Raw genomic sequence first — 19,381 nt, 5'->3', positions numbered from 1 at the left:
TTACAATGATTAGTGAGTTGTATTATTCCCTAAGGTTTTATTATTTTCTTTCACTAATTTTATTTCTTTTGGGTTGTTCTTTATGGGTAGCCTATTAAGATTTCGTATTAAGGAATAAAGATGCTTACTTTTGTTTTGACTTTCTATGCCGTTGCAGTATGGGTTCTTGTTTATACTATGGTCAGATATGTAAAGTTAAGTTAAGCAGAAGAGTTAAAGGCCATGAAATAAATTCACATTATTTTGTGAATAGAAATCGAATTTTTTCTGTCATTTAATAACACTATAATTCCTAATTATCTCCATTTAAATCTTATACCACACTGAATGAAGACTGAAGATTCACAAAATCCTGATGTTCAATCACAACTTACTAAGGTAGTTAGTGACTTAGAAAAACTTATGAGTGTTCAAAGAGCTCATATTTCTAAAAATGAGGCTATTCACTCAATTTGTGAGGTCATTAATTATTCTGAAGAAAATCAATCATATTCTGTTTCTTTGGATGGTAATGTCCTTTCTTGCGAAAGAGCTGCGAGCTGTTTGCTAGAGCCTTCCGTGGGAGATAAGGTTTTAGTAAGTGGTCCAAATAGTGATGAACTCTTTATCATTGCCATCGTAAAACAAAAAGAGACTTCAAACTCGAAAGTAAAAATTCCTGGAAACTTGACGATTCAAGCCGAAGAGCTTTCGTTTCGTGCAAGTAAAAAAGTTGATTTGAAATCTGATCACCTACAAATGAAATCAAACACAGCGGAGGTGGTTGTTGATTCTGCGGATTATGTTGGTAGTGAACTTAGGTCAACCGTCAGTATTTTTAGATTTGTAGGTAAAGTTTATGAGCTGATTACTGATAGGCTGGCACAGATGAGTAGAAATACAGTTCGTATAACTGAGCAGATTGATCAGACTCGTGCAGGTACCATTGACTATCAAGCTGAAGACAGTGCTCGTGTGCATTCGAAGTACACTATGGTTACCGCTGGCGAACTCGTTAAGGTTGATAGTGAGCAAATCCACATGGGTTAGGAGGTGGCTAACCCTTATTCTGAATACATAACATCCTCCTCTAAGTCTACAATAAACCTCAGACCAAGCCACAGACTTAGCCAAAAAATTAACTCATAAATCATAAAATTTGTAAAAATAGTTTCAGTCTGTTAAATCTATTTCAGATAACTATATGATTTTACTTGATTTATCCATATGTGTAATGAAAACTTAAAATTCATATAATAGAATTGATACGTAAGTAATTTTACGTAGATTGATTATGTCGTAGATTAGTGGTTTCTGAGAACCCTGGGACTTAGACTCTTAGCACGACTATATCAATTTGCCCAACCGTCTTTTATATATTGGCTTAAATTATGTCTGAACGTCACTTAGTAGCTAGCACCGTTTATGGTGATGAATTAAAGTTTAAATCCCTAGAGGGAGTAGAAAAACTTTCTGATTTATTTGATTACACTGTAGATCTCGTTTCAGAGAAAGGTAATCTAGATTTAGAGAAGATTTTAGGCACTATGATTGATATTACGGTTGATATTGATCAGGGGAAAAGATACTTCCAAGGGTTGGTTATTAATGCACAATACCTTGAACCTTTGAACACCACTAAGCGTGAACATGTGTATCGATTTCAGCTTCGTCCATGGTTGTGGCTAGCTACGCAAACTCAAAATAATCGGATTTTCCAGAAGATTTCAGTTCCAGATATTATTGAGGAAGTGCTAGAAAAGTATCCGTTTAAGCATGAGTTCAAGACCATGGACAGCTACAGGACTTGGCCATATTGTGTTCAGTATGGAGAAAGTGATTTTGCGTTTATAAGTCGCTTATGTGAGTATGAAGGTATTTATTACTTCTTTGAGCATACTGATGGAGAGCATAAGTTAATATTCACTGATTGTAGTGCGGTCCATAAAGATATAGCAGGTGAATCTACATTGACGTATCATGCGGAAGATCAGGTATTGCCATCGCATGGACCTGTTATAACTGCTTGGGGGAATGTAGATTCTCTTTACAGCAATGAACACACCATGGTCGATTATGATTTTGAGAAATCGAAAGCAAAACTAGATGTTTCGCATTCTATTAATAAAAATAATGGACGTAAGATGGAGATTTACGATCCACTTCCAGGTTATATTGAGCTTGAAGACGGTGAGAAATACGTTAAGGTTGCCGCTGAGAGTGAAGCGTGGAAAGCAAGGACTGTACTAGTTGAAACGAATTATCCGCTTGTGAGTTGCGGTTCTACTTTTTCCGTGGATCGCATTCAGGATGCTAAAAATCCGTATGTGATTCTGAGTACTGAATTTACCTTGCATGAAAATCAGTATGCCTCTGCTGGTGGCAATGCTCCCGAACTTCACCACATGCACGTGAAAATGCATGCATTGCCAAAAGAGATTCAATTTAGGGCTCCCAAAATTACACCAATTCCAAAAGCTCAGGGACCAATGACAGCTAGAGTTGTCGGTGTTCAAGGCGAAGAAATTTATACCGATAAATATGGGCGCATCAAAGTTCAATTCCACTGGGACCGCAAGGGTAAATCAGATGACAATAGTTCGTGCTGGCTTCGCGTATCTAGCCCATGGGCGGGCGGTGGATTTGGTGGCGTTCAAATTCCACGTATCGGAGATGAAGTTATTGTGGGATTTGTAGGAGCACATATTGATAGACCTATGGTGATTGGCCGTGTGTACAATGCGAACAATATGCCTGCATTGGAATTTCCTGCAAATGCAACGCAAAGCGGTACCGTCACTCGTTCAAAATATGGCGATTCGTCTACATTCAATCAGATGCTCATGGAAGATAAACCAGGCGATGAGAAACTAAGTTTCCAAGCACAGAAAGACATGGACACATTGGTTAAAAACAATGAAGATATCAGTGTAGCGGGTGAACAGCAAGGTACTCACGGCGGAACAACTGATTTGTCCGTGGGTGGATATGACGATAATATTTTTAAAGATGCTTCTACCGAAACTAATGAGGCTAATCAAGTAAGGACTATTATAGGGACCTCTGACGAAATCGTTGAAGGACCACGCTCTCACTCAATTGGTTCAAATGCTACGATAAATATGGGCCGTGGATTTGTGCGAAATGTTGATGAAGGATTAGCAACATATACCTATGGAGCAGGAAGAAATCGTACTGTGAACACTGACTACACCCACAGTGCTAAAAGTACCGTTAAGAGAACTGTTTCAGGAGGCGAAACTTATACAGTTGGGTCTGTTTATAGTAAATCTGTAAGTGGTGGACCTATTGAAATTCAGAGTGGTGGATTAGCATCTATAGATGTGAAAGGTGATACTACGATTTCATCTAAGACAGATCATGAAAATAAAGCTGGCTCGAATATGACCGTTAAGAGCTTGATTATTACTCATACCTCACCTTGTGTAACTGAAGATCATACTCAAAAAATTGACGTTGCCCTTTTCAAGAATACTGCAACTGTACAGAGTACAAATAATATTAATTTAGGATTATCCCTTACAGGTTTAAGCGAAGCTGCACAAGTAAATAAAATTGGTATATCAGGTGTGAAAATCGCAGGTTTAGTTAATCAATGTGAAAACTCACAACTTAAGGGCGATATAACAGGAATAAAACTTAAAAAAGCTTTTAAAAAATCTAGCGGCGATATAGTCAAGAATGTAATTATTGGTGTGGTTTTTAAAAACCCATAGTTTAAGGAAATTTTATGTTTGCTACTAATCAAATGGTCGGTCTTGATTTTGCATTCCCAGATGTTTGTAAGACTCCGCCTGCTTTAATACCAATTCCATACCCTGATTTGGCATTCCCTATGGCTGCAATTCCTGTTGCCATAAATGTGCTTTTTAACAGTGTGTTTGCTCACAATTTGGCTACTCAGATACCAGTGACGGTTGGTGATTTGCCAGGAGTTGCAATGGGGCTAATTTCTCAAACTGTTTCTGCAACTAGTAGAAGAGTATTAATGAATTCATATACAACACTGATTTTTGGCACTCCTGCTAACCGCATGGGATGTGGTGGTCCCCAAAATAACATAAACACCGTAGGATTCACGGTTGTCCCTAGTTGTCCGAATATCACTATTCTGGCCGCTTAAATGGAGAATTAAATGAGTAGAACTTACAAAATTAGCGGTTCTTTTGATTCAGAAAGTTTGTTATTTAGATCTTTGATTGGCAATGAATCTTTATCATCACTCTATGAATTTAAACTTGAATTCCTAAGCAAGGACAAAAATTTTGATGCACGTTCACTTATTGGAAAAGAGTTAACACTTACAGTTGATAACAGTGGTAAAAGCAGATTTCTTAGTGGATTAGTTACTCAAGCAAAACGTGTGGGTCAAGAAACAACAACTGAAAGATATTTTATTTTCGAGGCTATCGTAAGACCATGGTTATGGCTTGCTACAAAAACTAATCACTACAAGATTTTTCAAAAGAAGAACATTCCTCAAGTAATCAAAGAAACTCTTGAAGAATATCCCTTTGAGTTGGAAATTAATACAGAAGAAAGTTATCGTGAGTGGGGATATTGCGTTCAATATGATGAGACTGATTATGAATTTGTTTCCCGCTTAATGGAACACGAGGGTATGTACTTTTGGTTTGAGCATAGTGAAGGTAAGCATAAACTTATAATCTCTGATAGTAAAAACTCTCATAAGCCAGTCGAGGCATTCGATAGCATAAGTTTTTATGATCATGGTCTTGGTTTAGATCATACTGAAGAGCATTTTTATGAATGGCAGCCTAAATTAAGCATCACACCTACTAAATTTAGTTCTGTTGATTACAACCTAAATAAGCCTGATGCTAGTTTGTATGTAGAGAAAGATTCATCTCTTAAAAATAATCATGGAGTTGATCTTGAGTTTTATCATTCAATTGGGGATTACACAGAAACTTCTGAGGGTGAAAGATATGCTGATATAAACGTGGAAATATTCGAGGCCCAAAGTAAAAAATATCATGGAACCTCTAATAGTCCACTGCTTACAGTTGGTAGCACTATATCTCTGGAAAAACACCCAAACGATTCACAAAACCAGAAGTACCTAATCACAAGTATTGACTACGATTTTTCTGAAGCCTCATACGCAACAAATGAAAATCAGAAAACTTATGCAATCACTAAGGTATTAATGATTCCAGCATCTACTCAATATCGTCATCCAAAAGTAACATCAATTCCTTTTACCTATGGTCCTCAAACGGCTGTTGTCATGGGACCTCCAGGTGAATCTATTTATACAGATGAGTATGGTCGAGTGAAGGTTAAATTTCATTGGGACTCTGCACAAATTGAAGATGGTGATAGTTCTTGCTGGGTGCGTGTTTCAAGCCCATGGGCTGGTGGTGGTTTTGGAGGTATGCAAATCCCACGTGTCAACGAAGAGGTAATCATTGATTTCTTAGGGGGGCATCCAGATAGACCAGTTATTGTTGGGCGGCTTTACAACGCAGATAATATGCCTCCAGTTGAGCTACCAGCCAATGCAACGGTAAGTGGCTTTCATACTCGAACTAAAGATGGAACATCAGACCAAGCTAACTCCTTGTTATTTGAAGATGCATTAGGGCAAGAACTTTTAAAAATGGTTGCTCAGAAAAATATGGATTACTACGTTAAAAATGATAGTAATCACTCAGTTGGAGGTGCATCAGCTACAAATATCGTAGGTGCACACACTTGGAATTACGGTGGTTTACTGAATAAAAAAGTTACAGGTAAAGCAACCTATCAACATGATAAAGGTCATACAGTAGAAGTTTCTGGACATAGTAAAGATACTGTTCATAAACGTCAAAAAAGAGCTTATAAAGGTCCTAATACTGAAACAACAACTGGCACTGAATCTTTTACAGTAACTGGTGAACCTGCAATCCATGGATATAAAACAGGTGTTAAGCAAAATATAACTGGTGTGAGAAAGGATTCTATTTCGTTAAATCGTATCAATAGTTATGAAATAGATGAAGATGTCACTGTGGGTGGAGAAACTTCTGTAACTGTTAGCGGATCGGGAATGCAACAAACCGCACAAAACGTTGGTATGACCGTTGGAGATTATAAATTTAGTTCTGTAGGTCCATTATTAGGTATTAATCAAAATACCAAATCTGAGGCTGGTGCGATGATGACCCATATCAGTATTATGAATAATTTAGATTCAACTTGTGAACATAAAGAAAAAAGTGATTCACTAAAAATTAAAATTACTGGCTTTGAAGACAAAATGGTTCTCTACTATAACGACTTTACTAATTTCAAGTTCAATTTTGTTATTAGGGATTTGAGTCAACAACTTCTTAAAGCGGGTGTCGCAGGTCTTAACCTAAAAGGTGTAATAAAAACAAACGATAAAGAAGATATTGCAGGTAACTTGATAGGTATAGACTTTGACGAATATAAAGAAGAAGAGCATAGGGCTTTAAAAGTAATCCTTTAATATGAAAATATCTAAACCCTTTCCTCTTAGTCTTCAAGTTAGACCCTATAGGTGGCGAGGCCAGTCTAGGATAGGACTCAGCATAATAGTTTTAGTTGATGCTTCAGAGCTTGTTCCAGTAATTGAATCAGAACAGAAATTATGGGAATTAGCTAATACTGAATTAGACTCAGGTGGAGTTATTGAATATGGTATTCCTAAAGTTAATCCTGAGTTTTTGGTCTCTGGCAAAGCATATTCAAATTTTTCTAAAGACAAAACTAAGGTTGATTTAACTGTCAGAGTAAATGATTTGGTTCGACAACTTAGAGTATTCGGTGAAAGAGAATATATAGATAAAAAAATTACTAATCCTAAGGAATTTAAGGAAATCCCTCTTACATGGGCCAATAGTTATGGAGGTGAGGGCTTTGAGAACAATCCTATGGGTAAGGGGTATATTAAAAAAAATGATGAACAATCTAATGAACCAATAATACTACCTAACATTGAAAATCCAAACCATTTAATTGTTGAGCTCAGAGATGAATATAAAAGTTATAACTTTGGACCCCAATCCATGGTATGGCCAGTTAGATTCGGCAAGGTTGGCACTTATAGTGAAGAGTGGAAGAAAAGAGACTTCCCAGGTTTCTTTCCTGATATGGATCCAACCATGTTTAATGCAGCTCAAGATGATCAAATATTTAAAAATCTAGATTGCTTTCCAAATAATACTAACTTTTCAGTGATTAATATGCATCCCGAAAAGGAAGTTTGGAAAGGTATAATTCCTGCTTGGTCTGGACGCTGCCTAGTAAAACTTCAGAAAACACCTGATCATGAAGCTGAGGTTATTGATGTTTCTCTTAAACTTAAAACTCTTTGGCTCGTCCCTCATTTAGAAAAATATATTTTGATTTTTCAGGAATCAATCCCTAGTTGGTTTGATGATGGAACAGAAATTATTCATGTTTTAGCCTCTTTAGAGTGGGGACATTCCCCTAAGCCAGCAGATCATTATATGCAGTTCATGTCTCTGAGAGAGGATCACTATACCTCAGCACTTAAAGCCTTTTCAGATGAGGATTTACTACCAGAGAATGTAAAACATATAGGTTTTGATTCTGAACCAGCAGAAGTGGGAGAGTTAACAGAAAAGCTCTTGAAGTTTCAAGACTATGTTAAAAAAATTACCAGAGAACATATTAATGAAATTGGATTAGACGGATCTTATTATTTACCCCAAGAAGTTGGTCCTCAGCCTAGATCAAACCTAAAGTTCTTAAATGAAAAACAAAAATGGCAAGATGAAAGAGTTGAACAACTTAGAAATCACTTTAATGATGTAAAAGCTGCACGTAAAAGATATGTTTTGTCCAAGGGCGTGGATAAAGAATTTGATGAATTAACAAGGGCAAATGAATTATATGAATTTGCTACCAGCGATTTAAAAAATATTAAACAAAATCCTAATCTTGAGGATACTAAACTATCTAAATTACAAGAGATGTATTCTGAAGAAAATAGTGACCAGAGAATTGATAAATTAAAGAAAAAAATGTGGTCTTTAACTGCTCAATTTGATCAGGGTGAATATTTAATAAATTCATTAGCTAGAAAAGTAAATAGAGACGGTCTGATTGAAATGATTGCAAAGGCCGAATCGGTTGAGGGAATTCATCTAACAGATGCAGATTTATCAAAACTTGAATTTGAAAATATTGATTTTTCATTTGCCATATTTAAGGGCACTAATTTAACAGGGTGTAGGTTTATTAAGTGTAAGCTTAATGAGGCAGCTTTTTCTTTTGCCATACTGAACAACGTTGTATTCGATGATTGTGAATTTTTAACTACAAATTTTAATCAAGCAAAATTTGATGGGTCCTATTTTAAAAATTGTAAATTTGAAAAATTAGTTATCTTTGAATACTCATTTTTTAAATGTCAGTTTGAATCTTGTTACTTCAAAGAGATTCTGGCTCATCAATCAACCTTTTTGAATTGTAAATTCAAAGAATGTGTTCACGATGGTTTCTCTATGGTTCAGAGTAGTTATAAAGACTGTGAATATTTAGATTGTGAATGGCAAAGATGTGCATATACTGAATGCAGTATAGAAAATTGTGATTTTAATAAAAATTATTTTTATCGTTTTGCTCTCACTCTAACGGATATTGAAAACTCATCTTTTAAATCATCATGGCTAGAGGCACTCTCTGTAATTAGTGATAACCCCTTAGTAAAAATAGATTTTACTGAATGCTATATAAAAAATAGTTCTTTAAGAAAACAAAATTTTAGAGGTTGCATTTTTAATAATTCAATCATAGAGAACTCAGAACTTTCTCATTCCAGTTTTGTAGATATTGACATGACAGGTATTGAGGTCCCTGATTCTCTCTTTAGGCATTCAAAGTTTTCAAAAGTTGATTTCACGAATTCTAATTTGATGACAGGGACTTTCACTCACTCAATATTCTCTGAAGTTAACTTTACACACGTAAACTTTTTTAGATGTGAGATGGGTCACACGATTATTAAGGATGACTGCATTGAACATGAGAATTATATGGAGCTTATACAGTTAGAGCCAACTGAAGGGAGGGTGTCAGATGCATCTTAATGACAAACTTCTTAAAGAGTGGATTGATAATGGTGTACCCCTAAAAGGATTGGATTTAAGCAATAGAACATTTAATCATTGGGATTTGTCAGGAGTAGTATTTGATAATATTAATTTTTCTAACACGAAATTTATTGATGTTCGATTAAGTCAAACGACTTTCAATTCGTGCGATTTGACTGGATGTTCGTTTGAAGATTGTTATGTATTGGATGCTTTTATAAATGATTCTAAAGCTGAAAATTTCTACATCAAAGATTCTTATTTTTACAGTGTTAAATGGACAAATTCTAAATTAATTAAGTTTTCTGTATTTAATTCATATTTTTCAAAGGGTGCCATTTTAAGATGTACCCTTAGTAATGTATCTTTCTTAACTTCTGATCTAAGTGAAACATTGTTTGCAGAAGTAGATTTGACTGAAGTAAGTTTTAAAAATTGTCAAATGTACAAAGCAATTTTCTACGACTTAGATTGTCGGTCTATAAAGATTAAGAATTGCAAACTTAATCATATTGTCTGGTCTAAATCTAAACTTATTGGTGCAAATTTTGATAAATATGATTTGAAATTATGCTCATTTACAGACAGTGACTTAACAAATTCTTCTTTTAATAAAGCTAACCTTACTCAATGTTCTTTCAAGGGTAGTAAATTAGACAATGTGCTTATGAATGAGTGTATCGCACCCTTCTCAGTTTTTGTTGAGGCTCATGGGCAAAACTTATCGATACAAAATGCAGATTTAAAACAAGCTGTATTCGCTCAAGCTAACTTTGAAAAATCACATTTTGACAATTCTGATTTATCGCTAACGCATTGGAAAAAAGCCAGTGCAATTAACTGCAGTTTTAATAATTGCAATCTCTATTACACGGATTTTTCTTACTCAAATTTAAATGAGTCAACTTTCGATGAATCAAATCTAAGAGAGACACGATTTCATCGAGCATTAACAGAACAGTCTGATCTTAAGACAGCTCCTGGAGCTATAGAAAAGGATGTAGCTTTATTTGAAGCTGAGCTATGGTCAGAACAATTTAGAACCAATTCTCCAAATACAACACAAGTATCCGATACTAAAGGGCCACTATCATGAATCGTATCGTTAATCTTAAAACCATTTTTGGTGATAGTCTAAGATTTCTATCTCTTAAGGGTAAAGATGAGCTATCAAATTTGTTTGAGTACCGTGTACAGGCAGTTGCTGAAGATAAGCCTATAGATCAAACTCAACTTCTAGGTACGGATGTAAGCATTGAGATTGATACCGAGAAATCCCTCAGATACATAAACGGTATGATCAGCTCAGTGCGTAAGGTTAGTGAGAAGATAGAGGATGCTCGTAAGTATTTTATATATGAGTTCACAGTGGTTCCGCACTTATGGTATAGCACACAGACTAACAATAGTCGCATATTTCAAGAGATGACTGCAGTGGATGTGGTCAAAAAGGTTCTTGAAGATTACGATGTATATATTGAGAATAAGTTATTTGAAAGTTATAGAAAGTGGAATTACTGCGTTCAGTATAACGAGACAGATTTTTCTTTTGTAAGTCGCCTATTAGAGCATGAAGGTATTTACTACTGGTTCCGACATGATGATAAAAAACATTATTTGGTTCTTACAGACTCAAAAGACACGCATCCGAAGCTTCCAGTAAACGGAACAGCATATTTTTATCATGAAGATAAAGTGGCTTATGCTCACGATCAACATGTGTTTGATTGGCAATCTGGAGGTCAGATTACATCAAGTTCATATTCGACCCAAGACTATAACTTTGAGAATCCTCGTGGAGATTTATCTGGAGAGAGCAACGTAGGTAGTAAATACTCTGCAGGAAGAGAGCTTGATATTTACGAGCCGTTTGGTGGGTATATCTCAGCTGATGAGTCTGAACATTATGCAAAAGTGCATCTAGAATCCTTGCAAGCTCTTCAGGATTATGCTGAGGCTCGCACACGTCTAAGAGACCTAGCATCAGGATATAAGATAGAACTAAAACAAGCACCATACGCAGCAGATGATGGCGAATATCTTGTAGTCAAAACTGAGTATGACATATCGGTTCAATCCTATGTATCAGGAGATGATGTTAACTACAACCTTCAGACATCAGCTCTCCTTATTCCAGCTGATGTTCAGTATAGAGCACCTAGGATTCATAAAGAACCTAAGATGGGTGGTCCACAAACGGCAGTAGTTACAGGTCCAGCAGGTGAAGAGATTTGGACAGATAAATATGGTCGAATTAAAGTACAGTTTCACTGGGATAGGGACGGTAAGAGAGATGAAAATAGTTCTTGCTGGGTACGTGTATCAAGTCCTTGGGCTGGATCTGGATTTGGTGGTGTTCAAATTCCACGTGTAGGTGAAGAGGTTGTGGTTGACTTTGTAGATGGTCAGCCTGATCGTCCAGTGGTGATAGGACGTGTATATAACAATGAAAACATGCCTCCTGTAAACCTTCCAGATGATGCGACTCAAAGTGGCTTCTTTACTCGTAGTAAAAACGGTGATGCTAGCAATGCAAACCGCATGATGTTTGAGGATAGTCCAGGCAATGAGTTGCTATCGTTTGTAGCAGAGCGTGATATGAACACTCACGTTAAGGATAAGCAAACTCAAACAATTGATGGCAATGTAACTTCATCAATTTCAAGTTTCCGATCTCATACTACACATAGTACTTCAGATGTAACTTTAAAAAGTGGTAGAGAGGCAAAGTATGAGAGCGATCATGAGAGACTGATTAAAACTCAATTAACAGAGAAGATTGGCGGTAATTTAAAAGAGGACTATTTGGATGGAGTTGATGAAACCATTAAGGGTACGTTTACAAGTACAGTTAGTGGTGTGGCTACTCATACTATGCTTGGTTATCACCTAAATTCTGAGACCTCTGATGAGGAAGAAGTAACTGGAGATGTGGTTCAAAGTGTTGGTGTAGATGAAATTTTTAATATAAATACTAAGTCAAAGTTAAACACTGGCTCGTTATCTTGGAAGACACCTAAATTAGGTATTGAATCTAAAAGTTCATCTACGAAAATAGACTCTGCATCAAATGTAGATGTTAGTGCAATTTTTGGTTATACCATGCAGACAGAAGCATCCATAACGAATAAGGCACCTTTAAAATTTGAATTTGAACTTTTATCGTCTAAAAATAAGATTACCCATGTCAATGATGTTTCAACTAGTATTAGTTTAACGGGTGTAAAAGGTTCTGTTGGAGCACAGACTTTAGGTCTTAATGTTATATACCTTAGTGGAGTTGTTCAAAATAATAGTAAACAATATTTTAGTGTTGGAGCTTCTGGTATTAGTGGTCAACTCATAGGTAAAGAAAATAAAGATGGAAGTTTGGCAACTGATTTAGTGGGATTGAGGTTTAATCGAGGTCTTAAAGTTTGGTTCTCTGGGCCTGATAGTGGTGGTGGATCTGGCAAGGGAGGTTCAGGTAAAGGAAAATCCGATAAAAAAGAAGGTGGTGGAGATGATAAGGGAGGAAAAGATAAGAATAAAAAATCCGATGAACCAAGTGCAGATTGTAAGGAATGTAAGGGTTTATCATCAAGTAAGATTCTATTAGCACCAGTTGTAGGGATGGCTGTAGATGGCATAGTTGATATTGGTATGGATTTGGCTTCTGGTGCAGTGTCTCAAGCCACATCACCGCATTCAATTGACTTTTCACTAGGTGAAGAGCGTTTTTATCATACAGACTTTGCACTACCAGGGATAAAGAAAATATCTTGGACTAGGATGTATAGATCAAATAACTATGCTTTTGATCAGCAGTCAGTATTAAGTCCGTTAGGTCCAAGATGGATGACACCTTACATGCAATTTATATATTTGCATGAAGAGACTCCTGTATTTGTTAATTTTGAAGGTAGGTTGGTGCGTTGTCCACAACAATTACCTATAAATAAAGAAATCTATGACAGGAATGAAGAATTATTCTGGTCTCAAGTTGATCCTGATACTTTGCAGATCAGGTATAAAAATGACAATAAATTAATATTTAAGAAAATAGGCTCAGTATTTAGATTGCACCTATGTACTGATGCACAGAACAACATACTGAAACTAGACTATGATGATGAGTCTCGTTTATCTAATTTAGAAAACGATTTATATAACTTATATTTTAGATATGACGATCAGAATAGGTTTGATGAGGTTTACTACTACGAAACTGATTTAGAGACAGGCAACAAGGTTGAAGTTGTACTTGCTAAATATTCCTATGATGCCGATGGTAACTTAATAACGGCAACAGATAGGTATGCACTTTCAAATAAATACAAATATCAATCTAATCACTTAATTACCAGGTATGAAGATAAGACAGCACGTGGTGTTAACTTATCTTGGGAGATTGATGGTAGTCACGGTCGTTGTGTCCATGAAAGTTTAGATGATGGTTCGGAAGCATTGTATATAAGATATGAGCGTAAAGAATTATCCACTTATGTGACGGATGCATTAGGTCAAACTACAAAATATGTCTTTAATGAAGACAATTATTTAATGCAGATTCACTACTGCGATGGAACTAAGCGAATCAATGAACGTGATAAATATAACAATATCACTCAGGTTAGATATCAAGATGGGACTACTAGTAAATTTGTATACGATGCATTTGATAATTTAGTGGAAGTATTACAGCCAGATAATACTAGCATTAGATATGACTATGACTTAGATAATAATCTAATAACACTTACTGATCCAATGGGATATGAGTGGCATAGGACATATAACAATTTGAAATTGGTTGAGTCTGAGATAGATCCTTTGGGCCATGTCACTAAATATCAGTACAACACAAAAGGTCAAGTGATTAGAATTCAGGATGCTAAAGGAGGTAATAAACACATCCTATACCATCCAACTGGAGAGGTAGCATCATTTAGAGACTGCTCAGGTAAAACGACTAAATGGGATTATGACCTATTAGGTCGTGTGGTCAAGATGACGGAACCTTGCGGTACCACGGAAGTCTACACTTATGATTACTACAGCAATATTTGCAAAGTAGAAAGAAGTGGAACCAACCCAGTATACCTAGAGCATGATGCTGAAGGGCGTCTACTTAAGTTCATAGACGGGCTTGATCGTGAGACACGATATGAATATAACTCTGCAGGTCGAACTGAAACACGCATCGATGCACTTAATAATGAAGTAGGGTATAGATACGATGTGCTTGGTAGGCTATCTAAGCTTATCAATGAAAACAATGACAAATACCTCTTTGAGTATGATCCGCTTAGTAGGCTTGTTTATGAAAGAGGGTTTGACGGTAAAGAGAAGCGTTATCAGGTCAACAAGTTAACAGGGCGTTTAGATAGTGTTACGTTTGTAGATCAGACCCTAAGCTTCCAGTACGACATTATGGGTCGTATGACTAAAACCACTAGTGCAGATGAGGTCCGTGAATATGACTATGACTTAAATGGGCGACTCACCTTAGCGAAAAACCCATTATCAGAGAATCAATTTGAGCTTGATGCATTAGGTAATGTGTTAAGAGAGATTCACTCATACGACATCTTTGATCATCATGTCACCAAGCTATGGAGATTTGAATACGATGAGCTATCTAACCTAATCAAAACAGTAAGACCAGATGGAAAAGAGGTTGATTATTTAAGATATGGATCAGGTCATCTTCATGGGATGTTGCTTGATAAAGAGCGAATCGTAGACTATGAACGAGATGACAATCACCGTGAAGTAAAACGCCATTGGGCTCAGGACATGCTTCAGACCACAGCATATGATGCAGCAGGTCGTCTAGCTAATCAACACACTCAAAGTGGCAAATACGTTAAGAAAAGCATACTCAATCGAGACTATCAGTATGATGGAGCAAATCAGTTAATCAACATTAAAGATAGTCGCAAAGGAGAGCTTAGCTATCGTTATGACCCGATAGGAAGACTAATCAATGCTAAGGGACCATTGGGAGAGGAGACCTTTAGCTTTGACCCAGCACACAATATCTTAAGTAAAGAGCATAGTGCTTTAAGCACATATCAACATCAAGTAGAGAACACACTTCCTAGTGGTTTATCTAAAGTGATGGGCAATTTGCTAAGGCACATCTCAGGCTCACACTTTGATTATGACCAAAGAGGTAATTTAATCAAAAAAGAGAGTGCTAAGGGAATACAGACATTTGATTGGGATGGATTCAATCAGATGAAGTCTTCTACATTTAGAGGAGCTAGAGCAGGAAGTAGGCTTGATACCCAGTACCGCTATGACGTGTTTGGCAGAAGGATAGGTAAGAGAGTAGTAGATGTAAGGACTAAAGAGGTATTAGAACAGACGCTTTATGACTGGGATGGTTTAACAATTGCGTCTGAGGATAGGATTGGGGAGCAGTTAGCAGTTCAGGCTCAGATAAGAAAGGATGCAGGCTCAGAGACAAGAAAGTTAAGCTCAGAAGTTCAGTACTTGTATGAGGATGGAGAGTTTGTACCACTTGTGCAGTATACGAATACTGCTGCTGTAGGGTTTGGTTATGGTGTTGCAGGAGGCGGTTCTGGAGGGGCAGGCAGCTTAGGCGGTGGTTCGAAGGGTGTTGCTCCAGCTGTTTATCACTATGTGAACGATCAGATAGGCACTCCACAAATTCTGATGAATGCAGAACAAGAGGTGGTGTGGGAGGCACAAGCTAAGGCATGGGGTGATACTATCATCTCTGCTCCTGTGTCTGATGATGGTGTAATAAACAATCATAGATTCCAAGGTCAGTACTTTGATGCAGAAAGTGAGCTACACTACAATACCTTCCGCTACTATGACCCTGAGATTGGTAGGTTCATTTCACTTGATCCGATAGGATTATTGGGTGGGTTGAATAGTTTTCTTTATGCACCAAATCCAGTGGAGTGGATTGACCCTATTGGTTGGAGTGGCTACAAACTAAGAAAATACATGGAGGCTGTTAATATATTCCGACCTAGTGGGTCTTGGAATGCTGTTTGGCAAACTCATCACATAATTCCTCAACAAGTATGGAAAAAAGAAAGTGCATTTTTGAAGGAGATTGGTATGGTTGGTTCAGAATTCGGAAAAAATGGATGGCGTAATGGAATTTATATGCCCTCAACTATGGTTGATGCACAAAATGCTGGTAGGATGTTCTGGCATAGAGGAAGCCATGGAACTTATAATGCTGATGTTGCTAAGAAAATTGATTCTATTAAAAGTGAATATGATGATAATGTTAATAATAAGGGTATGTGTCAGAGTGAAGCCAAGTCTATAGCTAAACAAAAAGTTACTCAATTGCAAGATAAACTTCGAACTGGTTTAAGTGCAAACGCTAATTACCATGTAAGACTACACTAGGTAAAGCAAGATGAAGAATGAATTATTAGTTTGGGATGTTCCTATTAGAATGACTGAGATAGCTAGTAAAAATAAATTACCGTTATCATCCTCAGGGGAAATTGGTATATCAGAACGATTTAATCCTAAAAATACTCATCCAAATTTTGACTTCCCTTGGGTTAGGTTAAGTGCTACTAAGAATATTCAAAAATTACCTCAACATGTATTTATATGTTTGAAAGGTCATAAACAAGTTAATTTTGATTATGTAAATTATGGTAATTTTTTTATTGTCTCAGAAGCCCTCTATAAATTTCTAAAAATTAATGGGTTTGACTATGAAGACGACAAATGTAATGCATTTATAGTTGATACTAAGGGAAATCAAATTACCAAGGAAGTTTTTTATTTTTTAAGGGTTTTTAGCTGGCAGATAAAGTCTGAACTTGTACAAATTAAATATTCGAATAACGGTGAACCTTTATCATTGGTTTCCTGCGATGAAGTTGGTAATAAAAAAATTTTTATGTCAAATATTGAAGGTTTAAGGAATTTACTTTTAATTAATGCCGATTTAAAAAATTATATCGAAACTAACTTTAGGAATACTATGCTTTTTGATATTAAGACTTGGTATGAACTGAATAAATCGGTTTATTTTTGGGAATAGTTTATTATTCCATCTTATATTACGATTTGGTTTTAAGACAGTTTTTACCTGCTCACTTTCACAATAATAAAAATAAAAATTTGGATGAGGCATTATCTAACAAGCAAATTTCGTGAGCCTGTAACGTTTTTTGTGTAAATGGTTTATAGGTGACTCTTAATTCTTTCTCAAACACCCTCTAACATACAACTGAGGGTGTTGAGCCCAGTTCTTTAACATTGCCAAAGTAAATAAAACATAAACAAACCCCGTATACCTAGAGCATGATGCTGAAGGGCGTCTACTTAAGTTCATAGACGGGCTTGATCGTGAGACACGATATAAATATAACCCTGCAGGTCGAATTGAAACACGCATCGATGCACTTAATAATGAAGTAGGTTATAGATATGATGTGCTTGGTAGGCTATCTAAGCTTATCAATGAAAACAATGACAAATACCTCTTTGAGTATGATCCGCTTAGTAGGCTTGTTTATGAAAGAGGGTTTGACGGTAAAGAGAAGCATTATCAGGTCAACAAGTTAACAGGACGTTTAGATAGTGTTACGTTTGTAGATCAGACCCTAAGCTTCCAGTACGACATTATGGGTCGTATGACTAAGACATCTAGTGCAGATGAAGTTCGTGAATATGACTATGACTTAAATGGGCGACTCACCTTAGCGAAAAACCCAACATCAGAGAATCAGTTTGAGCTTGATGCATTAGGTAATGTGTTAAGAGAGATTCACTCATACGACATCTTTGATCATCATGTCACCAAGCTATGGAGGTTTGAATACGATGAGCTATCAAACCTTATCAAAACAGTAAGGCCAGATGGAAAAGAGGTTGATTATTTAAGATATGGATCAGGTCATCTTCATGGGATGTTGCTTGATAAAGAGCGAATCGTAGACTATGAACGAGATGACAATCACCGTGAAGTAAAACGCCATTGGGCTCAGGACATGCTTCAGACCACAGCATATGATGCAGCAGGTCGTCTAGCTAATCAACACACTCAAAGTGGCAAATACGTTAAGAAAAGCATACTCAATCGAGACTATCAGTATGATGGAGCAAATCAGTTAATCAACATTAAAGATAGTCGCAAAGGAGAGCTTAGCTATCGTTATGACCCGATAGGAAGACTAATCAATGCTAAGGGACCATTGGGAGAGGAGACCTTTAGCTTTGACCCAGCACACAATATCTTAAGTAAAGAGCATAGTGCTTTAAGCACATATCAACATCAAGTAGAGAACACACTTCCTAGTGGTTTATCTAAAGTGATGGGCAATTTGCTAAGGCACATCTCAGGCTCACACTTTGATTATGACCAAAGAGGCAATTTAATCAAAAAAGAGAGTGCTAAGGGAATACAGACATTTGATTGGGATGGATTCAATCAGATGAAGTCTTCTACATTTAGAGGTATTGGTCTGTCAGCAGGAAGTAGGCTTGATACCCAGTACCGCTATGATGTGTTTGGCAGGAGGATAGGTAAGAGAGTAGTAGATGTAAGGACTAAAGAGGTATTAGAGCAGACGCTTTATGATTGGGATGGTTTAACAATTGCCTCTGAGGATAGGATTGGGGAGCAGTTAGCAGTTCAGGCTCAGATAAGAAAGGATGCAGGCTCAGAGATAAGAAAGTTAAGCTCAGAAGTTCAGTACTTGTATGAGGATGGAGAGTTTGTACCACTTGTGCAGTATACGAACTCTGCTGCTGTAGGGCTTGGTTCTGGAGGGGCAGGTAGCTTCGGTGGTGGTTCGAAGGGTGTTGCTCCAGCCATCTATCACTATGTGAATGATCAAATAGGCACTCCACAAATTCTGATGAATGCAGAACAAGAGGTGGTGTGGGAGGCACAATTCTAAGGCATGGGGAGATACGATAATCTTTAGCTCCTGTGTCTGATGATGGTGTAATAAACAATCATAGATTCCAAGGTCAGTACTTTGATGCAGAAAGTGAGCTTCACTACAATACCTTCCGCTACTATGACCCTGAGATTGGTAGGTTTATATCACTTGATCCGATAGGATTATTGGGTGGGTTGAATAACTATCAATATGCTCCTAACCCTGTGGAATGGGTGGATCCGTGGGGACTGGAAAATTGGGGGTTATTACTTACCAAAGCTATTGGCGGTCCTCCAGATGATATGATTAGACCGCATGCACATCATATTGTATTCAAAGGTATGTATCTACATAGACCGAAACTTCGTGAACAACTTATTAGAAGTAGAAATATCTTATCTAAGTATAATA

8 protein-coding genes and 1 pseudogene are annotated in these 19,381 nt (G+C 36.8%); all 9 read left to right on the top strand.

The window, feature by feature from the left end:
• Positions 1-327: 327 nt before the first annotated feature.
• Positions 328-1,029 carry a DUF3540 domain-containing protein gene (locus KUI_RS04990; protein ID WP_013521201.1) on the top strand — a complete coding sequence of 234 codons (702 nt, stop codon included), beginning with the start codon at positions 328-330 and terminating at the stop codon, positions 1,027-1,029.
• Between the two features lie 341 nt (positions 1,030-1,370).
• Positions 1,371-3,716: a type VI secretion system Vgr family protein gene (locus tag KUI_RS04985; RefSeq protein WP_013521200.1), complete on the top strand. Its 2,346-nt coding sequence runs from the start codon at positions 1,371-1,373 to the stop codon at positions 3,714-3,716.
• Positions 3,717-3,730: 14 nt separating this feature from the next.
• Entirely contained in the window at positions 3,731-4,123 is a 393-nt protein-coding gene (locus KUI_RS04980) for a DUF4150 domain-containing protein (RefSeq protein WP_013521199.1), read from the top strand.
• Between the two features lie 12 nt (positions 4,124-4,135).
• Positions 4,136-6,478 (top strand): type VI secretion system Vgr family protein, encoded by a 2,343-nt coding sequence (locus KUI_RS04975; RefSeq protein WP_013521198.1) that lies wholly within the window; start codon positions 4,136-4,138, stop codon positions 6,476-6,478.
• Between the two features lies 1 nt (position 6,479).
• Positions 6,480-9,086, top strand: coding sequence for a DUF2169 family type VI secretion system accessory protein (locus KUI_RS04970; protein WP_014840444.1), 2,607 nt, complete (start codon positions 6,480-6,482; stop codon positions 9,084-9,086).
• Positions 9,076-10,185, top strand: coding sequence for a pentapeptide repeat-containing protein (locus tag KUI_RS04965; RefSeq protein WP_013521196.1), 1,110 nt, complete (start codon positions 9,076-9,078; stop codon positions 10,183-10,185). The genes KUI_RS04970 and KUI_RS04965 overlap by 11 nt, the downstream gene beginning before the upstream one ends.
• The gene (gene tssI / locus KUI_RS08140; protein ID WP_014840443.1) at positions 10,182-16,469 is read left to right on the top strand and encodes a type VI secretion system tip protein TssI/VgrG; all 6,288 of its coding nucleotides are present in this window, start codon (positions 10,182-10,184) and stop codon (positions 16,467-16,469) included. Before KUI_RS04965 ends, tssI begins: the two co-directional genes overlap by 4 nt.
• Positions 16,470-16,479: 10 nt before the next feature.
• Positions 16,480-17,121, top strand: coding sequence for an Imm43 family immunity protein (locus KUI_RS04955; RefSeq protein ID WP_014840442.1), 642 nt, complete (start codon positions 16,480-16,482; stop codon positions 17,119-17,121).
• A 394-nt stretch (positions 17,122-17,515) separates the two neighbouring features.
• A pseudogene (locus KUI_RS04950) lies at positions 17,516-19,221 on the top strand (RHS repeat-associated core domain-containing protein); the annotation flags it as partial.
• Positions 19,222-19,381 lie beyond the last annotated feature (160 nt).

The organism is Taylorella equigenitalis ATCC 35865 (genome assembly GCF_000276685.1).
Lineage (GTDB): Bacteria > Pseudomonadota > Gammaproteobacteria > Burkholderiales > Burkholderiaceae_B > Taylorella > Taylorella equigenitalis.
The sequence above is the reverse complement of the archived record's forward strand: the minus strand, read 5'-3'. Positions and strand labels throughout refer to the sequence as shown.

Excerpts from the sequence above, each read along its gene's own strand:
- KUI_RS04955 (WP_014840442.1), top strand. The coding sequence starts at position 16,480 with ATGAAGAATGAATTATTAGTTTGGGATGTTCCTATTAGAATGACTGAG.
- KUI_RS04970 (WP_014840444.1), top strand. The coding sequence starts at position 6,480 with ATGAAAATATCTAAACCCTTTCCTCTTAGTCTTCAAGTTAGACCCTAT.
- tssI (WP_014840443.1), top strand. The coding sequence starts at position 10,182 with ATGAATCGTATCGTTAATCTTAAAACCATTTTTGGTGATAGTCTAAGA.
- KUI_RS04990 (WP_013521201.1), top strand. The coding sequence starts at position 328 with ATGAAGACTGAAGATTCACAAAATCCTGATGTTCAATCACAACTTACT.
- KUI_RS04975 (WP_013521198.1), top strand. The coding sequence starts at position 4,136 with ATGAGTAGAACTTACAAAATTAGCGGTTCTTTTGATTCAGAAAGTTTG.
- KUI_RS04980 (WP_013521199.1), top strand. The coding sequence starts at position 3,731 with ATGTTTGCTACTAATCAAATGGTCGGTCTTGATTTTGCATTCCCAGAT.
- KUI_RS04985 (WP_013521200.1), top strand. The coding sequence starts at position 1,371 with ATGTCTGAACGTCACTTAGTAGCTAGCACCGTTTATGGTGATGAATTA.
- KUI_RS04965 (WP_013521196.1), top strand. The coding sequence starts at position 9,076 with ATGCATCTTAATGACAAACTTCTTAAAGAGTGGATTGATAATGGTGTA.